This is a genomic window from Bacillus stratosphericus, from assembly GCF_020524495.1.
Lineage (GTDB): Bacteria > Bacillota > Bacilli > Bacillales > Bacillaceae > Bacillus > Bacillus stratosphericus_B.
Genome location: NZ_JAIVLB010000010.1, coordinates 22033 through 38821, shown reverse-complemented (window position 1 = coordinate 38821; position 16789 = coordinate 22033). Strand labels below are relative to the sequence as shown.

Here is a 16789-nt window from a genome sequence, read left to right as displayed (position 1 = left end):
TAACCTTTTTTCAATGCAGATATGGGACTGCATTGGTATACAAAGAGTAAACAAGTGTAAACGGTTTATTGTAGGGGGAGGGACTTATGTTAACGTTTTTTGGGTTGTTGATTATTTTAACGATTGTTGTTTTGCTGATTTGGGGGAAAGCAAGTCCAATTGTCGCCATGGTCATGGTACCTTTAGTTGGGGCAATCATAGCAGGATTTGGTATCAATGATATTCAAACTTTCTTTGAAGAAGGGATTATCAAAGTATTACCAGTGGCGACCATGTTTATCTTCGCCATTTTATTTTTTGGTATTTTACAAGATACAGGGTTCTTTGAACCTGTCATAAAAGCTTTAATCAAATTGACAAAGGGAAATGTTGTCACGGTTGCGATGGGGACAGCTCTAATTGGCGTTTTCGCACATTTAGATGGAGCAGGAGCCACCACCTTTTTATTAACTGTGCCTGCACTGCTTCCACTTTATAAAAAATTACATATGAGTCCTTACTTACTGCTGTTATTAATCGGAACTAGTGCCGGATTAACGAATATGGTGCCATGGGCTGGACCGACTGGACGGGCAGCAAGTGTCTTGAATATGGATCCATCAGAGCTATGGGTACCGCTCATCCCTATTCAGCTCATCGGAGTCGTTCTCGTGTTGGGGATGGCGTTCATCTTAGGGAAACGAGAAGAAAAACGGATTAGGGTGAAAATTGCTTCAAAAGAAATTGCCGCCGTTCAACTAGAAGGCGCTGATTGGGACCGGGCTATTCAATCTATTAGTGAAACAGGTGACGCCTCTTTAAAACGTTATCACCTCATCTGGGTGAATTTCATCCTGTTTTTGGCTGTTGTTGTCCTTCTTGTGCTGAGTGTGATTCCAGCCAGTTATATGTTTATGATTGGACTTTCTCTTGCGCTGTTGATTAACTATCCGAATGTGAATGTACAAATGGAAAGAATCAAGGCTCATGCACCGAGTGCGCTGATGATGGCTGCTGTCATCTTCTCCGCAGGTTCATTTCTAGGAATTCTCGAAGGAACGGGAATGCTCAAAGCAATAGCTGTTGACAGCGTTCAAATTCTACCTGCTTTCTTGCTTCCATTTTTACACATCATTGTGGGGATGTTTGGGGTACCACTTGATATGCTGACAAGTACAGACGCCTATTATTATGCACTTCTGCCAATTGTCGAATCGATTACATCTGAGGTTGGCGTGTCTGGCTCATCAGCGGCATATGCAATGATGATTGGAAATATCATCGGAACCTTTGTCAGTCCACTCGCCCCTGCTGTTTGGCTTGCTGTAGGCCTTGCAGGTGTGGATATGGGGAAACATATCCGCTATTCCTTCTTTTGGATGTGGGGATTCAGTATCATTTTACTGATCGTCGCCAAGCTAATTGGCATCATTTAAAAAAAGAAAGACATGCGCATATGGACGCATGTCTTTTTCTTTTATTTAAGAAGGATATTCACTCGTGTGCACTTCAGTTTTCGGCTTTTTAATAAGTGACATCAATCCAATGATAAGCAACAAGATCATCGGAACGAAGGCAAGACCAACAGTTCCAATTAAAAGAGTGATCGCAGAAACCAAGAAGAGAATACCAGAAAGCACGGCGCGGCGGTCTGTTTTCAACATAATCACACCAACAATGGTTAACACAGCCCCAATGGAAGAAACCACCATGAATTGAATACCAAATGCATGAACCGAAGCCTGAAGTGTTTCGATTGGCAATGTTTCGCCTTCCTCTTGTAACACTTCATTGAATTGATCAAAAAACGATTGATCCATAGAGAGCATCAATGCCCCAAAACCAACACCAATGACATTGAGGACAATGCTAATAATCCCCATTACTTTTTCACCTTTACGTTTTATCATGTGTAAACCTCCTAAAAAATTAGATTAACTGCCTGTTTTCACTTCTCGCTTTTGGAAGACAATTAAGGCAATAGCCAAGAAAATAGCCCAATAGATGACTAGGACGGTTAATGAGAATCCTAGAGACATGCCTTCGATAAAAGTAGGTGTGTCCGCGAAATATTGTGCAGGGTCGTTGGCAAACAATAAGTATTTCGCCCAATCAAAGAAGAACATCAAAATGCTTGTGATGGATGCTCCCACAATATAAGCTAACACACTAATTGCAATAGAAATGGCCTCACTTCTAAATACCGTTGAGATTGCAAAAGAAAGTGTCCCTAGTACAACGAACATGGAACAATGTGCCAAATAATAAAAAACCATATTCGCAAACTGAGATCGTTCAATGACTTCACCATTTTGGTAAGACAAATACACATAATCATGGTTTAGTCCAAAGAATATCGTACCTAAGATGAATGATAAGATAAATAGGACTGCGATAAGGAATAGAGAGTAAAGTTGAACGGTAAAGTATTTAGATAAAAGAACCTTCAACCTTGATGGTGGTCGAATCAATAATAATTTAATTGTACCATGCTTATATTCAGCCGAGACAATCGTGGCTGCAATAATAATCACAAATACACCAACGAGCTGAAGCAAATCAGCATTTATCTTCACATAAGTCCATGCATTTTTACCGAATTGATCGGCTGGAGGCAAATCATGTTTGATACGATACTCATTGATCGCAATATCCTTTTCAAGGGATCTCTTATAAAATCCTAAATCATTCTCTTTCAATTCTTGCTTCTTTTCTTTATTGATCATTTGCAGCTCGGCTTTCCAATCACTTATCGATTGATCATCGTCATTTGTTTTAACTGCAAAGATAAGCGTGGCAATCATGCCTAAAACAAGAAGTCCAACCATAATCCACGTACCGACACGATAACTGATCTTCATCCACTCGTTTTGAATGAGGCGAATCATACGTCTGCCTCCTTTTTACCAGTTAAGCTTAAAAACTTATCTTCTAGTGTCTGTTTTTCTATTTTGATTTCGTACAAATGAATAGAAGCCTCGCTCAAATGACAAATCAATTGCGGCATTTTCTCTTCTGGCATGGAGAAGAATAAGTAATGCTCCTCTTTCCTTACAGTGATGCCTTCCTCGAATGCACCAATGAGCTTCTGCGCTTCTTCAAGCTCATTTGATGCGATCTTCATTCGATAATTGACCAAATCAGCCTGCTTCGTCTCCGCACGCTGATCCTCAATCGCAATCAGCTTTCCTGTTTTGATAATGGCAAAACGATCACACATCAATTCCATTTCTGACATGAGGTGACTTGAGACGATGACAGCCAGCCCTTCTTGCTTTGCCAACCTTCTCAAGTAATTTCGTATCATCCGAATTCCCTCTGGATCAAGCCCATTGGTCGGCTCATCTAAGATCAGCAGTTTCGGTTTATGTATCAGTGCCTGTGCAATGCCCAAACGTTGCTTCATTCCTAGTGAAAACGTACGGACACGCTTATGTTTTACATGCTGCAAACTGACTAGCTCTAGCAGCTCATCAATTCGACCTTCATCCACTTTTCCATTCATTCTGGCAAAATGGACAAGATTTTGCCTTGCAGTTAAATGATTATACATTTCCGGATTTTCAATAATCGCACCGACATCTTGAATGGCATGCTGATATGAGGTTTGAATACTATGACCATTAATCAGAATGTCACCAGAGGTAATTGGAGAAAGACCGACCATCATACGAATGGTGGTTGTTTTCCCTGCGCCATTCGGTCCTAAGAAGCCAAAGACTTCGCCCGCTTGGACAGAAAAACTCAAGTCTTGAACAATCTTTTTCCCGCGAATATGCCTAGATACATTATTCAGTTCTAAAACGTTCAACGTTACCTCTCCTTCTTTTTCTAAGTATCATCTATTTCCAGATAAACCCCATGATCCGTCAAAAATAGAAGAACACTTCCATATGGTACAGCAATGGCCGAAAGTTGTGAAGAGGATTAGGAAAAATTTAGAGAATCATCTGCCTTTTTTAAGGTAGGGTTAAGAAAACAGCGGATTTTTATGTGAAAAGAAGCTTGATTTTTTCTGAAACGAACCTTTTTCAACAAGTCTATATGTATGGAATTCTTTTTATGATTATTTCTTTCACCTATAAATATTGAAATGAATAAAGAGGCTATTATCGACAGCCTCTTCATTCATTATATCTTTTTCACAAACTCTGAATTTAACTTCATATTCGCAAAGCTAGGAATTTTACAATCAATGGTATAATCGCCCTCAACTAAACGACTGCCTTTCACCTTCGTCCCAATTTTATTTTACCACATTTCTATAGAAATGAACGAGATAGAAAAGGAAAATTTTAAATCATTTACTTTTATATTCCAAATTTCATTACAGCTGCAATATTCCTCGCAGTTCTCTCTACATGAACACCCGCATCTTGCATCGCTTCAGAAAGAGAGGTGACACCTGGAACAATACTAAACAGCGCATCAATTCCATGGTCATGTACAATTGCACTGTCTTTTGATAGTGAGCCTGCGATGCCAATCACAGGAAGATCATACTGTTTTGCTGCTTTGGCTACACCGATAGGCGTTTTCCCATAGATAGTCTGCCGATCAATTCGGCCTTCCCCAGTTATGACAAGGTCTGCGTCCTTCATGACATCATCAAAATGAACAGCCTTGAGCACAATATCTATTCCCTGTTGCAGATCAGCCTGTAAAAAACCTAATAAACTAGCACCAAGTCCTCCTGCTGCTCCTGCACCTGCTGCATCACAAAAGGATACTTTTAGCTGCTTTTCTGCCACAAGTGCAAAATGAGATAGGTTTCTGTCTAAAAGCTGAACCATTTCATCATCTGCTCCCTTTTGAGGACCAAATACGGCTGATGCCCCTCTCTCACCCGTTAAAGGATTATCCACATCACAAGCCACCTCTAGCCTGACAGCTTGAAGTCTAGGATCGAGTCCAGATAGATCAATAAAAGCTAATTGATTCAGTGGTCCACCGCCCTGCATGAGGTCTTGTCCTGCTTTATCGAGAAAAGCTGCACCTAAGCCTTGCATCATCCCAACGCCGCCATCATTCGTTGCACTTCCGCCAAGCCCAATGATTAAATGATTCGCTCCTTTATCCAGTGCGGCCAGCATTAATTCTCCCGTTCCTCTAGACGTTGTGAATAAAGGATTCCTTTTTTCTGGCAGGACAAGGTGTAATCCTGATGCTGCGGCCATCTCTATGACAGCGGTCTGACCATCCCCCAGCATGCCAAAAAAGGCATCCACCGGCTCACCAAGAGGTCCTGTTACCACTTGATTGACAATGTGTCCACCTGTCGCATCAACCAGTGATTGAACCGTACCCTCTCCCCCATCTGCCATTGGAAGTTTAATATACTCTGCGTTTGGCAAAATAGAACGAAACCCTCGCTCAATGGCACATGCCGTCTCATAAGCAGATAAACTTTCTTTAAATGAATCTGGTGCAATCACAATTTTCATCCAAAAACCCTCCGTTTCTCATCATGTCTTCAGCCGAACAGTTGGAAAATGCCAAAGATAATGGTCGATACAACGGTTAAAGTCAAACCAATTAACGATTCAAAGGGCATTAATTTCAACCGTTCTTTCATGTCCATTTGAACACTTCCTGCTGTTGCATGGAAAAAGCTCCCATGCGGCATATGGTCGAGCACAGTTGCGCCAGCATGAATCATGGCTGCGCCTGAAAGAGCAGATACGCCAAGCCCAAGCAATGTTCCGCTAAATACACCACTGGCGACTGCCGTTCCTGCTGTTGTCGAAGCAGTTGCTGCTGACATAAAGATTCCCGACGTTGGTGCGAGCAAATAAGGAGGCAATCCTGATGCGTCAAGTGCTTGAATAAAAACCTCTTTCAAGGAAGAATTGGATACGATTCCTGCTAATGTGCCTGTCCCTAATAACATAATCGCTACACCTGACATTTTATGAAGCCCTGACATCGCATAATCATTGATATACTTTCCTTTTTTCATAAAAATAGCGCCTACAATGCCTCCAATCGGCAAGGCAACCATTGGATCTATATTGATTTGAAACAGCGGCCTTAGGGCCAACAAGAGAATGGTAACAAGTGGACCAATCAGCGATGAAAAAAAGGTAGGCACTTGAACCTTGCTTTGATTGACTTCCTCTTCAAAAATGGGTGTCCCTTTATTTGCGAGCTTTTTGGCTAACACATACGTAACAGCTAAACCAAACACAGCCGGAATAACACCTGCCGCCATCATTGAAGTAAGGGGTACACCAAAAGCATCAGAGGCGGCAATTGCATTCGGGTTCGGCGACATGATATTTCCCGCCTTTCCACCCCCAATCATCGCAAGTAAAATTCCCGTTTTCGAAAGCTTTGCCCGTTTAGCAATTGCCAGGGCAATGGGTGCTACCGTGATAACGGCTACATCTACAAAAACACCCACCGTTGTTAAAATCATCGTCGCAAGCGCGAGTGCTAATAGCGCCCTTGCCTCTCCCAGCTTTTTCACAATGGACTCAGCAATAGATAAAGCTGCACCCGACTCAATTAGGACGCCCGCAAGAACTCCGGCGGACATAATTCTAAGGACCGCTGGAATCATGTCCTTAGCTCCATCCATCATGACATTGACGGTCTGAGCAATATCTACACCACCAACCAAACCACCAACGAATGCACCTGCCAACATGCCATAAGCAGGTGATACTTTTTTTAGAATGAGAACAATAGCAATCACAAGCGCAATAATGGCTCCAAGTGTACTTACCGTCACTTCTCCATTCATTCCCGATCCCCCCAGTTTGTCTTTTCTTTATTGTAAGCGTTTACTGAATAAGATCGAGTTGTGAATCTAGATAATCTTTTTTTATTTATCACTTTATCCAGTTGTGCAAATGCACAATCAGGGGAGTTGAATCATCAATTGTGCCATATAGAGCTCCATCAACTGTTTCACATGACGCGGATCTTTTCCGGTCATTGCTTTGATTTTATCTAAACGATATCGCAGTGTATTCCGGTGAATAAATAAACGATCAACAATCCTTTGCGAATCACCGCCCTCTTCAATATAAACCTTTAACGTAAGGACGAGCTCCGTCTCTTGTATAAGCGGCTTGTAAAAATCACTCCACCAATTTTCTTCTTCGGTGACTCCTGCTCTCATGAACAAGCTTTCAAGCTGATAAGAATCAAAGAAATACATGCTTTCCCCTGGATCAAGAACCTTCCCCAACCGCAGGGCATCCCTCGCCTGCTGAAAAGACAATGGCAATTGATTCATATCGTCAGCAACATTTCCTGCACCCACAAGTACTTGTCCACCTACTGCTCTCGTCATCGTTCGCTGTAGCTGCTCAATCACATGCTTCAGACTATGTTCACGGATCGGCTGTCTTAAAAGAATCAATTCATGAAGGAAGGTCATTCCTAGTAAATCAGTTGGATTCTTATCGTATTGTATCGCATGCATCATTTTGTGCACGGTGTCCTCAGAGGAGGGAACTGGCTGAAAAACGACCGCCATTCGACGCTTATCTAAATCCATTCCCAGCCATGCAGCTCGGTTTTTTAGCTGATGATCACCAACGTCGGATTGAGATATAAGCTGATTGACAATTTCACTTTCTATACGTTGCCGCCACTGAACTCGTTCAAGCAGAAAAGATTGCTCTAATACAAGTTCAGCTGCCATTTTCACTAGCTCGGCATGATGCCGAATGTCCTCTGGCTCACCAGTAATCCCAATCACACCAACTACTTGTTCGTGAAAGCAAATAGGCAAATTGATTCCGGGCCTCACTCCTTTTAGGTGGAGAGATTTCTCCTGGTCAATTTCGACACTGTTCCCGCTTAACAGCACAAGTCGTGCTCCGTCATGTTTTTGTCCAATCCTTTTTCGTTCACCAGAACCAATAATCACACCATCCGCATTCATAACATTGATGTTTTGATGTAAAATATGCATCGTTCGTTCAACCATTTCTTGAGCCAATTTACTGGTTAAAAATTGCATACAGCATCTCTCCTGAAGATGTTTTAATTCAATGTATCATAGTGTCATTGCACAATAAATGCAAAGCTCGCAAAAAACAGTCGTTGAAAAGTGTTTAATAAAATTAAAGGACCAACCGACAGTCTTATAAAAGAAAGGATGGCTTTATGAGAACCGTTAAACATCCTGAGGAGCGCAAAAATGTGACATTTTAAAAGCCGTGGGCATTGCAAAAGGCACATTCTAATTACTTTTCATCCAAAGAAGAAGTGATGGATGCCATTAGTGATAGGATCATAAAAGTAGATATCATTGTGGCAAAGCGCATTGAGGCTGATCCAAACCTGCCAGTAGTCGATAAGCTATTTCATATCATATGGCCCAATCTCCTAAGCAAGGCAGTAATAAACAGGGCATGATAGAACAATTTCATCAACCTTCTAATGCAGAAATGCATCAAAAAACTTGATCAAAGCCATTAAAGAACTATCACCCGTTTTGGCAGATGTCATTCAGCAAGGTGTAGAAGAATGAACTTTTCAGACGCAGTATCCGCAAGAGACGGTTGAATTTCTCCTTGCTTCTGCACAGGTCATATTTGATGGGAGCCTTTTCCAACGATCGCCGAAGAAAGTATGCAACGAGCTCTAGCATTTATAGATATCCTTGAGACCTCGTTACATGCAAAAAAGGGAAGCTTCTCCTCCCTTCTCAAACGATTAACTGGAGAGCTGGATAACAATAATCAGTGATTGGTCCCTTTAATACCAATCCTGCATACGGTCGGTCTAAAAGGAGAGTGAAGTTCATTTTTGTTAGTCAAAAGAGGTTACACCCACTAGCACAGCCAATTACTAAAGAATCTCAATCTATTTGACAACATTATTGCTGAAGCTTACTTAGCGAAAAAAGACCGAGAAAAAAATAAATGAACGAGCTAAATATTTAAGTGGAAAAGCTTGATCTTGGTCAATTAGCAGATAGATATTTATTAGAGGTATCAGGCGGACAGCCCAAAGAGCCTCTATCTGTCGAGCTCTGATGAATGAACCAAGCATTCTTTTTGCAGATGAGCCAAAAGGTGCTCTTAATTTAGTAATAAAGAAAAGTTCTAACATTTGGGGTGCACTTCAGAAGCTGGCTGTTTTTACTTTTCCTTACATGTAAATAAGTAATCCATGGAAAAATCATTTGTTTCTAAAATAATTTTTCCGTCTGCTTGTTGACATGACTCCGTCAACAGTTCAATTTCTTTGCTATAAAAGGATGTCTTTGACATGTAAAGAGTCACTAAAACGAGTAAGAACGTCATAATAACTAGTGTGTTTGTCCAATTCAAGGTTTGAGATCTTTTCTTCATTCCGAAATCCTTTCTAACATACGTGATTCTTTGTAATTGGTATTTATATCTATCTTTGTCTGCTTCTATCTATTTCTTTCCCAATACGTTCTAGCAACATTATAACTGATTTTCTTTACTAGATCGATCTTTCATTCTTCCTCAAAAATACCTAAAATTGCTTTATTATAAATATTTGGGTGATATTTTCAAAAATAATGACAAAATTGATCTGTTTATCACTTTTTTAGCATTTTAAAAAACGATTTTATTCATTTGTACAAACGATTATTCATCAGTACAATATCGTACATCACATGACCTAAGGTCCCTTTTATTACCTCTTGTCAATCACCTCTCCAAAACAATTATATTTTACCAAAAATTGTGATATCGTTTTTGTTGAAACAGGTGAAAGGATCTTAAAGAGGTGAAATTTTCATGACTACCATTTCAGCTGAACAGGTGGGGAACCGTTTAAATGATTGGCGAATTGCGATTCGTAAGCATGATGTACACAGTGCAAACGCAATGTATACAGAATTAAAGGAATTACTTAAAAAAATGGAAGAGAATCAGGAGGTCTTGACTTATTATTCATTGCTAGAGGGCAAGTATAAACTCATGTTATATGAAAGAAGAGGTCACAATCTGAATGAAAAGACAGAGCTAGATTGCCCCTCTAAAACAAATGACTTAATTGAGTACTATTTTTACCTGTACAAAGCCCTTTACGCATCACATAAGAGAGACTATGCTTCAGCGATTGGACTATTTAAGATTGCAGAGAAAAAACTACAAAACATTCCTGATGAAATAGAAGTAGCTGAATTTCATACAAAGATTGCAAACTTATATATGCTGCTTCATCAAAGCCTGATTTCACTTCACTATATTCAGAATGCCATTGATATTTTCAAAAGTCATGAAGGGTATGAAAGGAGACTGGTTGCAGCCTTTGTGATTGCCGCCACCAATTTTATGGATATTGGTGACTACAAAAGAGCAGAGAACTACTACAAAAAAGCGTTATATATCGCAAAAGGTCTAAATGATTATTTTCTAACATCACAGCTTTATCATAATATCAGCATTCTGTATGCCGAAGCTGGAGAATCAAAAAAATGTATCGATGCACTAGAAAAGGCTCTTAGTGATGATGACTACCTTTCATCGTGTTATTTCCATCACTCCATGTTTATGTTAATAAAAGAGCTGCTCTCTATTGATGACAGAACACAAGCTCTCTATTATTTCGAATTGCTTAAACAAAAACATGAAACGAAGAAAAGCCCCATCTATACAGCAAAAATGAATTTGCTCTATCATCTATATTTCACTGAAGACATGACCAAAAAAGCTCAAACCTGTTTCGATGAAATCCGTATTCTGAAAGAATTAAAGGATGCTGAAGGTGGACGTGAATTGAGTGCATTAGCTGCGAGACACTTTGAAGAGTTGGGATCAATAGATCAAGCATATCTCTTTTTAAAGGAAGCCTATCACACGGAACATCATAAAATTGACTGGAGGAATTCTGATGAAAAAAATGAGTTTACTGATTTTCGCTTTAGCCATCGTTGTCTTTGGACAAACAGGGTTTTTCAATCCGTTAAATGACTCGAATCCTGGTACAGCAGAACGGCCTATAGGGACATAATATAAAACGGTACTATACAAAGAACCACTTGCCTCATGATGAGGCGAGTGGTTATACATTTACTTTACTTGTTGAAAGAAAGGAGGCGGTGGATATGTACCACAATATATGATGACGATACTATGCACCTGTTGGCAACATCCATTGCTGAGGATACAAGTGAGCAATTTGTTCCAGCAGCTCATTTTCTTGATCTGATAATAATTTATTTGCATAAAATCTTCCCACAAAGAATTTCACATGGGAAATGAACCGGCTGTAATAAGGTCCATTTTCACATTTAATTATCGCAAGATTGACTTATACTCCCGATCATCTTGGCATACTTTATACCATCTTTCGAATCAGGTTTTTCACCTAGTGCATAATTACCTACTTCAAATTCTTCTTAGTAATTTTTGATTTCCCAGTACACGAGATTTGTGATATTAATATTCTTTTTGAAGTGTTCTACTGCAAAATTTAAATGGTCTATTAAGGTGAAATAGACCCCTCAATTTAGATTTGTGTTTAAGTGCTCTTCTTCTTATTATACGATGTGGCGCAGCCGCTGATCAGTTACCAGTAGAACGAAATGAAGTTTTATTAAAGTTATTCTTTGGACAATATCTTTCTTTTGAGAAAAAACTGGCGCTTTTACAGGATTATGGGAGGGGGGCTTCGTTCCGTTATGAGACATACGTTTCGATTAAAAAAAACATTAATGAACTGTATCCAGATGAAGCTGATATGAAGTACTGGCTGGTTTAGATTATGGAAAGAAAGTGACCCAAGCAGGAATTGATTGGTGCAGTGGAAACTTGTGAACAGATGAAAAAACACATACTTGCTGGCAGATACACAACTGATAACGAATCAATTAACGCTGGGCCATCCATCAATGGCTGCCTGTATTCATGGCAATAATTCCTAGCATGATCAAAGAACTGTATACGCATCAGAAGAGATTGGTTTCTTCGGGACTTGGTTTACGCACCACAACCATGATTCAATATTTGCAGTCAATAGAGGACCTCCTTGCCTATGCCAAGATGGAGAAACATTTGGCGGCTTGGAAAGCATTTAATCAGAGAGCACGGAAAAATGACGCAGTAGGAATTTGTCATGAAACCTATCAAATTCAAGCAGGCTCGTATGAATCAGTCTACGTGTGAACATGCCTTCCTACGGATTGAGCCAAGCTAGATCCCCTATTCCAATTTGGAAAGAAAAACAAACAGCGAAAGAGCGTCTATATAAACCCAAATTCCTAGAGAGCGATTCTTTAGGCATTTCTTTTTACAACGGACACAAAATGCTTTAATATGCGGGCTGTTAATCCCCAAATGGTATAGTTTTCATAATCAAAAAACCATTCCTCAATCGAACGACTCCCCCAGCGGTATTTCTCACCATTCATGATTTTTTCATAAGGAAAGTCCTCAGCTGGTGTTGGCTGAACAGATACATGATGTAAGTACGGCTCGTATTGGCAGAGCCAAGATAGAGACACGATAAAGGTCTCCTCCACTTCCTCTTGATTAAAGGAGTGTTTGACCTTCTGTTCATCAATGATACCGACATATGGATACACCACGAAGGATGGAGAGGCAATGTAAGGGCTGAGCTGTCCAACGGTTTCGACTGATTCGGGCGGAATGCCCAGTTCTTCATGAGTTTCTCGCAATGCCGCTTCTTGCGCTGTTTCGCCCCCGTCGAGTTTGCCTCCAGGAAAGCTAATATCACCAGGCTGTTTTTTCATCGTCAGCGATCGTACCTCAAATAAAACATGCCATTCCCCGTTGACTTGCACCAAAGGGACAAGGACTGCGGCTTTGAACGCTGTCTCTTCTCCAATAAACAACGGTTGTGATTGATGTAAGTCATTTTTTAATTGATCAATGAGCATGGGCATCACCTGTTTTCTTTTTCTCTTTCCTTTAGCGTATCATTGTTGACCTTTTGAATAAAGGTGATCTTTATAACAATTATTTTTATCATTTTGACAAATATCAAAATGAATATAATATTTTACAATCAAGTAAATATTGGGATAATATTTGAGGTGACATGATGAAAAATCGGCTAAAAGAGCTGCCCCACGTGATGGTTTGAACCAAACTGAGCTTGCAAAGCGTGTAAAGGTTTCTCGCCAGACGATCAGCTTAATGGAACGAGACGTATTAATGCCGTCCCTGCTGGCTGTTAAGCTTTCACTATTTTTCTATTCGAGGAGGATGAACTAAAAACGAGGCAATTGGTGTTGCTATCGTGACCAAGCAACAACTATAGCTCATCCTTGTCAATGTAACTTTATTGATGATCAATATAATTAACTCTTATGTAGCGATATCTGTGCTAAAGCTTGTCTATTCTAATCGCAATCTACCAAATCCATCAGACAAGGACTATATCAGAAAAGAAGGCGAAAAGCATGTGATGCTGGAAGGGCTGTTTTACACCTTTCAAATGATGAATTTTCTATTGACCGGTGCCATGTTTATTTTGATTGTGTATTCCCTCGGAGTCAATCGCTCTCAACTCTTCTCAATGCAAAGTATATGTTGAAGATTCGAAATCGTTAATTGATAAAAAGCACATCCCGAAAAGACTTTGCTGTTTCGCCCATTATCATGCACTTCGTTTCTTTCGTGCATAAATCAAAAATAGGAAACCGAACCATACTGGTGTCAATAACAGCGCTGGGCGTGTTGCGTCAGCGAAGAGCATGATCACGAGAATGGCAGCAAAGAGCACAAGGACACCGATATTCACAAAAGGTGTGAATGGCGCTTTAAAAGTAGATGCCGCATGCAGATCAGGACGTGCTTTTTTATATTTTAAGTGACAAATTAAAATAATACTCCAGACCCAAATGAAACAAATGGCACTAATCGTCGTCACAATGCCAAAGGCTTGTTCTGGCATCATCTTGCTCAAAAGAGCCCCGACAGACACCACGATTGTTGAAACAAACAGCGCATTGCTTGGGACAGCGTGCTTATTCAGTCGGCCAAAGGAAGTTGGCCCCTGCTTTTGATGACTGAGATTATACAAAATACGGCTCGTTGAGAACATACCGCTATTACAAGCTGAAGCTGCAGACGTCAGAACGACAAAATTAATGAGCCCCGCTGCTACTAGTATACCAATAAGTCCAAAGGTTTTCACAAAGGGACTTTCTGATGCACTGAGCTCGGTCCATGGGTTGATACATAATAAAACAAAGATGGCACCCACATAGAAAAAAAGAATTCTTAATGGAATTTTATGAATCGCAGACGGAATATTTTTTTGTGGATTCGCTGTTTCTGCTGCGGAAACGCCGACAAGTTCCACTCCTACATAAGCAAAAATCACCATCTGGAATGACAACAAGAAGCCTGTTATACCATTTGGAAATAACCCGCCATGTGACCAAAGATTCGTGACCGTCACAGATCCGGCATCTGTTTGAAACCCAATGATTAATAGGACAATCCCGACTCCAATTAACAATAGAATTGTGATGACTTTAATAAGTGCAAACCAAAACTCCATTTCTCCAAAAAGCTTCACCGTTAATAAATTAAATCCTAGTAAAATCAACAAACAAATGAGTGCAGGAATCCATTGCGGAATGTCAAACCAATACTGCACATACACCCCGACCGCAATGACATCAGCCATGACTGTCATAATCCAGCAAAACCAATACGTCCATCCTGTCACAAATGAAGCCCAAGAACCAAGATAGTCTTGTGCAATATCGGTTAACGATTGATAGCCCGACTTAGATAAGAGCAATTCTCCAAGTGCCCTCATGACAAAAAAGATAGCCATTCCGACAATTAAGTAGGCAAAAATGATCGACGGACCCGCCAATTGAATGGCCTTTCCAGAGCCTAAAAACAGCCCTGTTCCGATGGTTCCGCCAATCGCAATCAATTGAACATGACGGTTTGATAAATCTCGTTTTAACTCTTGTTGTGCCAATTTCAATGCCCTCCTACAACACGATCTTATATTGCAATAGCGAACTCTTAAAAAATACATAAAAAAAGAGATTGGATGCGCTCCAATCTCATAGTCATAAAAGAATAGTCAAATAGAGAAAAGCAATACATGACATCATCAATGCATCAAAAATACAATATTTCGTACTCTTCTGTCCTTCTGCCTGAGATTGTGAACCCTTCGGCGCCGCACATACATGTGGTCTCTCCAGAAGCTGCTCCTGCCATAGTGTGACCCACAGCAATCATAGCCTTCGTTATTTACTTAAAATGTTGCTATTTCTGAATAATTTCATATTTTACGCCTCAAGAAGAAAGCTGTCAATGGTAATCTGTTTGATGTTACACTCCCTCTACCTTACACACGATGACTTCACTTCATCTGATTAAGGTCTAATAAATCAAAGGATGTTCGGCTCGTTTGATGGAGAAATCCACCTTACACTTAAATACTCATCTGTATCCTCATTATAATTCACTCTTAAATTTGAATATTAGGGAATATAAACTTTATCTTATCTACCAATTCATTAAATTCGTCTTCTTTTTTTATTTAACCCTAAAGAAACTACTATATTTCTTAACACTAGGTTTGCATCACCAACTGTTATTGATTTAGTTCTAGCGTATCTGCGAATATAGGTCTTATTAGATAAAATCCCAGCCAATCCTGGGACTAGATGTGTACTAGGATTTTTATAATTAGCAAAATAATACATAATTTCTATTTTTAAACTTTCGATAGTATCAAATCTTACTGCTACATGACCATTTTTACCTTTTCTTAAAGCACATTCAATATATTCATCATCGAAATATAATTTTATTTTTGCTTCATTAGATTGTGTAAATTCATTATATTTCCAAACATTATATACATTTGTTAGGAGAATTATTTTTTTTATCGTGAATTGTCAAAGTCGTTATTAACCAATTCCAATTCATTTTTTTATAAGCATAGTTTTTTTAAAATTTATTAGTTCACAACTAGTAATAACATATTCAACTCAATTTTATTCTTACATAAAAAACAGTCATATCTATAAAACACTAGCTATAACTGTACATAATAATTGCATTTACTTATGATAAGGCTCCCCGCGAACAATCCGAAACGCCCGATAAATCTGCTCCATCAGCACCAACCTCATCAACTGATGCGGGAACGTCATTTTCGAAAATGACAGCTTCTCATTCGTGCGCTGCATCACAGCGTCACTTAATCCAAGCGATCCGCCTATGACAAAACATACCTTACTTTTTCCGTAAGTTGCCAGATTATCTATTGTTTCGGCTAATTCTTCGGAACTTTTCATTTTTCCTTCGATGGCGAGGGTGATGACGTGGGCGTCTGGATTGATTTTGCTTAGGATTCGTTCGCCTTCTTTGTCTTTGATGATTTTCATGTCTTGATGGCTGAGATGTTCGGGCGCTTTTTCGTCCGCTAGCTCAATGATCTCAATTTTCGCATAGGCCTGTAATCGTTTTGTGTATTCGGCTATGCCTTGCTTTAAATATTTCTCTTTTAATTTTCCTACTGTGATAATTGATATATTCACAGGTCATCCCCACCTTAAGAACAAGTTATTCATATAAGTTATCAACAATTGTGGATAAAATTTGTGTATATTGTGTCCGATCACGCGTTCCCTACTATATATATTGCAGGTTCATCGCACAATTCACAGGTTGTGGATAAACTGTGTGTATGTTCGATTTTTCTGAATTCTGGTGGCAGTTCATGATCATCTATATACATATCTAGTACGGTTTCAATGTGTTCTACACAAGCATAAAATGTTTTGTTCATAAGTATCTTATTCCTCCAATATGTTCTATGGTTATTCACAAGTATTTCGCTCATTGTTCAATATAACCGATTT

General features: G+C 39.6%; 14 protein-coding genes, 5 pseudogenes and 1 riboswitch. Of the genes and pseudogenes, 6 read left to right on the top strand and 13 right to left on the bottom strand.

The genetic code is table 11. The features are described 5' to 3' along the window. Positions 1 to 86: 86 nt before the first annotated feature. On the top strand, positions 87 to 1415 hold the full coding sequence (locus LC033_RS05785) for a CitMHS family transporter (protein ID WP_226567298.1): 1329 nt from the start codon (positions 87 to 89) through the stop codon (positions 1413 to 1415). 45 nt (positions 1416 to 1460) lie between these two features. Here the strand turns inward: LC033_RS05785 and LC033_RS05780 are convergent, their stop codons facing one another. The 7 genes and pseudogenes from LC033_RS05780 to LC033_RS05750 all read right to left on the bottom strand — a co-directional run bounded on the left by LC033_RS05780 (position 1461) and on the right by LC033_RS05750 (position 7954). Continuing rightward, complete coding sequence (locus tag LC033_RS05780; protein ID WP_226567297.1) at positions 1461 to 1889, bottom strand: DUF4064 domain-containing protein; 429 nt, start codon at positions 1887 to 1889, stop codon at positions 1461 to 1463. Positions 1890 to 1913: 24 nt separating this feature from the next. After that, positions 1914 to 2867 carry a DUF2705 family protein gene (locus LC033_RS05775; protein WP_226567296.1) on the bottom strand — a complete coding sequence of 318 codons (954 nt, stop codon included), beginning with the start codon at positions 2865 to 2867 and terminating at the stop codon, positions 1914 to 1916. Further along, the gene (locus tag LC033_RS05770) at positions 2864 to 3790 is read right to left on the bottom strand and encodes an ABC transporter ATP-binding protein (RefSeq protein ID WP_226567295.1); all 927 of its coding nucleotides are present in this window, start codon (positions 3788 to 3790) and stop codon (positions 2864 to 2866) included. Before LC033_RS05770 ends, LC033_RS05775 begins: the two co-directional genes overlap by 4 nt. A gap of 320 nt (positions 3791 to 4110) precedes the next feature. Next, positions 4111 to 4227 (bottom strand): annotated as a pseudogene (locus tag LC033_RS05765) (PhnA domain-containing protein); the annotation flags it as partial. Positions 4228 to 4289: 62 nt separating this feature from the next. Next, positions 4290 to 5423, bottom strand: coding sequence for a glycerate kinase (locus LC033_RS05760; protein ID WP_226567294.1), 1134 nt, complete (start codon positions 5421 to 5423; stop codon positions 4290 to 4292). 29 nt (positions 5424 to 5452) lie between these two features. Continuing rightward, on the bottom strand, positions 5453 to 6724 hold the full coding sequence (locus tag LC033_RS05755) for a GntP family permease (RefSeq protein WP_226567293.1): 1272 nt from the start codon (positions 6722 to 6724) through the stop codon (positions 5453 to 5455). 117 nt (positions 6725 to 6841) lie between these two features. Further along, a complete protein-coding gene (locus LC033_RS05750) occupies positions 6842 to 7954 on the bottom strand; it encodes a CdaR family transcriptional regulator (RefSeq protein ID WP_226567292.1) in 1113 nt (370 codons plus the stop codon). Positions 7955 to 8100: 146 nt separating this feature from the next. Here LC033_RS05750 and LC033_RS05745 point away from each other — a divergent pair. Continuing rightward, a pseudogene (locus tag LC033_RS05745) lies at positions 8101 to 8685 on the top strand (TetR/AcrR family transcriptional regulator). Between the two features lie 93 nt (positions 8686 to 8778). After that, positions 8779 to 9028 (top strand): annotated as a pseudogene (locus LC033_RS17005) (ATP-binding cassette domain-containing protein); the annotation flags it as partial. Positions 9029 to 9080: 52 nt separating this feature from the next. Here LC033_RS17005 and LC033_RS05740 read toward each other — a convergent pair. Then, positions 9081 to 9293, bottom strand: a complete 213-nt coding sequence (locus LC033_RS05740) for a hypothetical protein (RefSeq protein WP_226567291.1) — start codon at positions 9291 to 9293, stop codon at positions 9081 to 9083. A gap of 420 nt (positions 9294 to 9713) precedes the next feature. Between LC033_RS05740 and LC033_RS05735 the strand changes: the two genes are divergently transcribed. Next, positions 9714 to 10892: a Rap family tetratricopeptide repeat protein gene (locus tag LC033_RS05735; protein ID WP_226567290.1), complete on the top strand. Its 1179-nt coding sequence runs from the start codon at positions 9714 to 9716 to the stop codon at positions 10890 to 10892. A 428-nt stretch (positions 10893 to 11320) separates the two neighbouring features. Here the strand turns inward: LC033_RS05735 and LC033_RS17580 are convergent. Further along, a pseudogene (locus LC033_RS17580) lies at positions 11321 to 11410 on the bottom strand (PRD domain-containing protein); the annotation flags it as partial. Positions 11411 to 11828: 418 nt separating this feature from the next. On the opposite strand from LC033_RS17580, the gene LC033_RS17200 reads away from it, so the two are divergent. Then, positions 11829 to 12086, top strand: a complete 258-nt coding sequence (locus tag LC033_RS17200) for a monooxygenase family protein (protein ID WP_376776410.1) — start codon at positions 11829 to 11831, stop codon at positions 12084 to 12086. 110 nt (positions 12087 to 12196) lie between these two features. On the opposite strand, the gene LC033_RS05715 is transcribed toward LC033_RS17200, so the two are convergent. Beyond that, entirely contained in the window at positions 12197 to 12820 is a 624-nt protein-coding gene (locus LC033_RS05715; protein WP_226567289.1) for an NUDIX hydrolase, read from the bottom strand. Positions 12821 to 12984: 164 nt separating this feature from the next. Between LC033_RS05715 and LC033_RS05710 the strand changes: the two are divergent. Then, a pseudogene (locus tag LC033_RS05710) lies at positions 12985 to 13157 on the top strand (helix-turn-helix transcriptional regulator). A gap of 385 nt (positions 13158 to 13542) precedes the next feature. On the opposite strand, the gene LC033_RS05705 reads toward LC033_RS05710, so the two are convergent. From LC033_RS05705 to LC033_RS05695, 3 genes are all read right to left on the bottom strand, one after another. Next, the gene (locus LC033_RS05705) at positions 13543 to 14886 is read right to left on the bottom strand and encodes an amino acid permease (RefSeq protein WP_226567288.1); all 1344 of its coding nucleotides are present in this window, start codon (positions 14884 to 14886) and stop codon (positions 13543 to 13545) included. Positions 14887 to 15048: 162 nt separating this feature from the next. Then, a riboswitch (glycine riboswitch) is annotated at positions 15049 to 15128 on the bottom strand. Between the two features lie 857 nt (positions 15129 to 15985). Next, positions 15986 to 16465, bottom strand: a complete 480-nt coding sequence (rlmH, locus tag LC033_RS05700) for a 23S rRNA (pseudouridine(1915)-N(3))-methyltransferase RlmH (RefSeq protein WP_226567287.1) — start codon at positions 16463 to 16465, stop codon at positions 15986 to 15988. An 80-nt stretch (positions 16466 to 16545) separates the two neighbouring features. After that, positions 16546 to 16716, bottom strand: a complete 171-nt coding sequence (locus tag LC033_RS05695; protein ID WP_226567286.1) for a CxxH/CxxC protein — start codon at positions 16714 to 16716, stop codon at positions 16546 to 16548. Between the last annotated feature and the right edge of the window lie 73 nt (positions 16717 to 16789).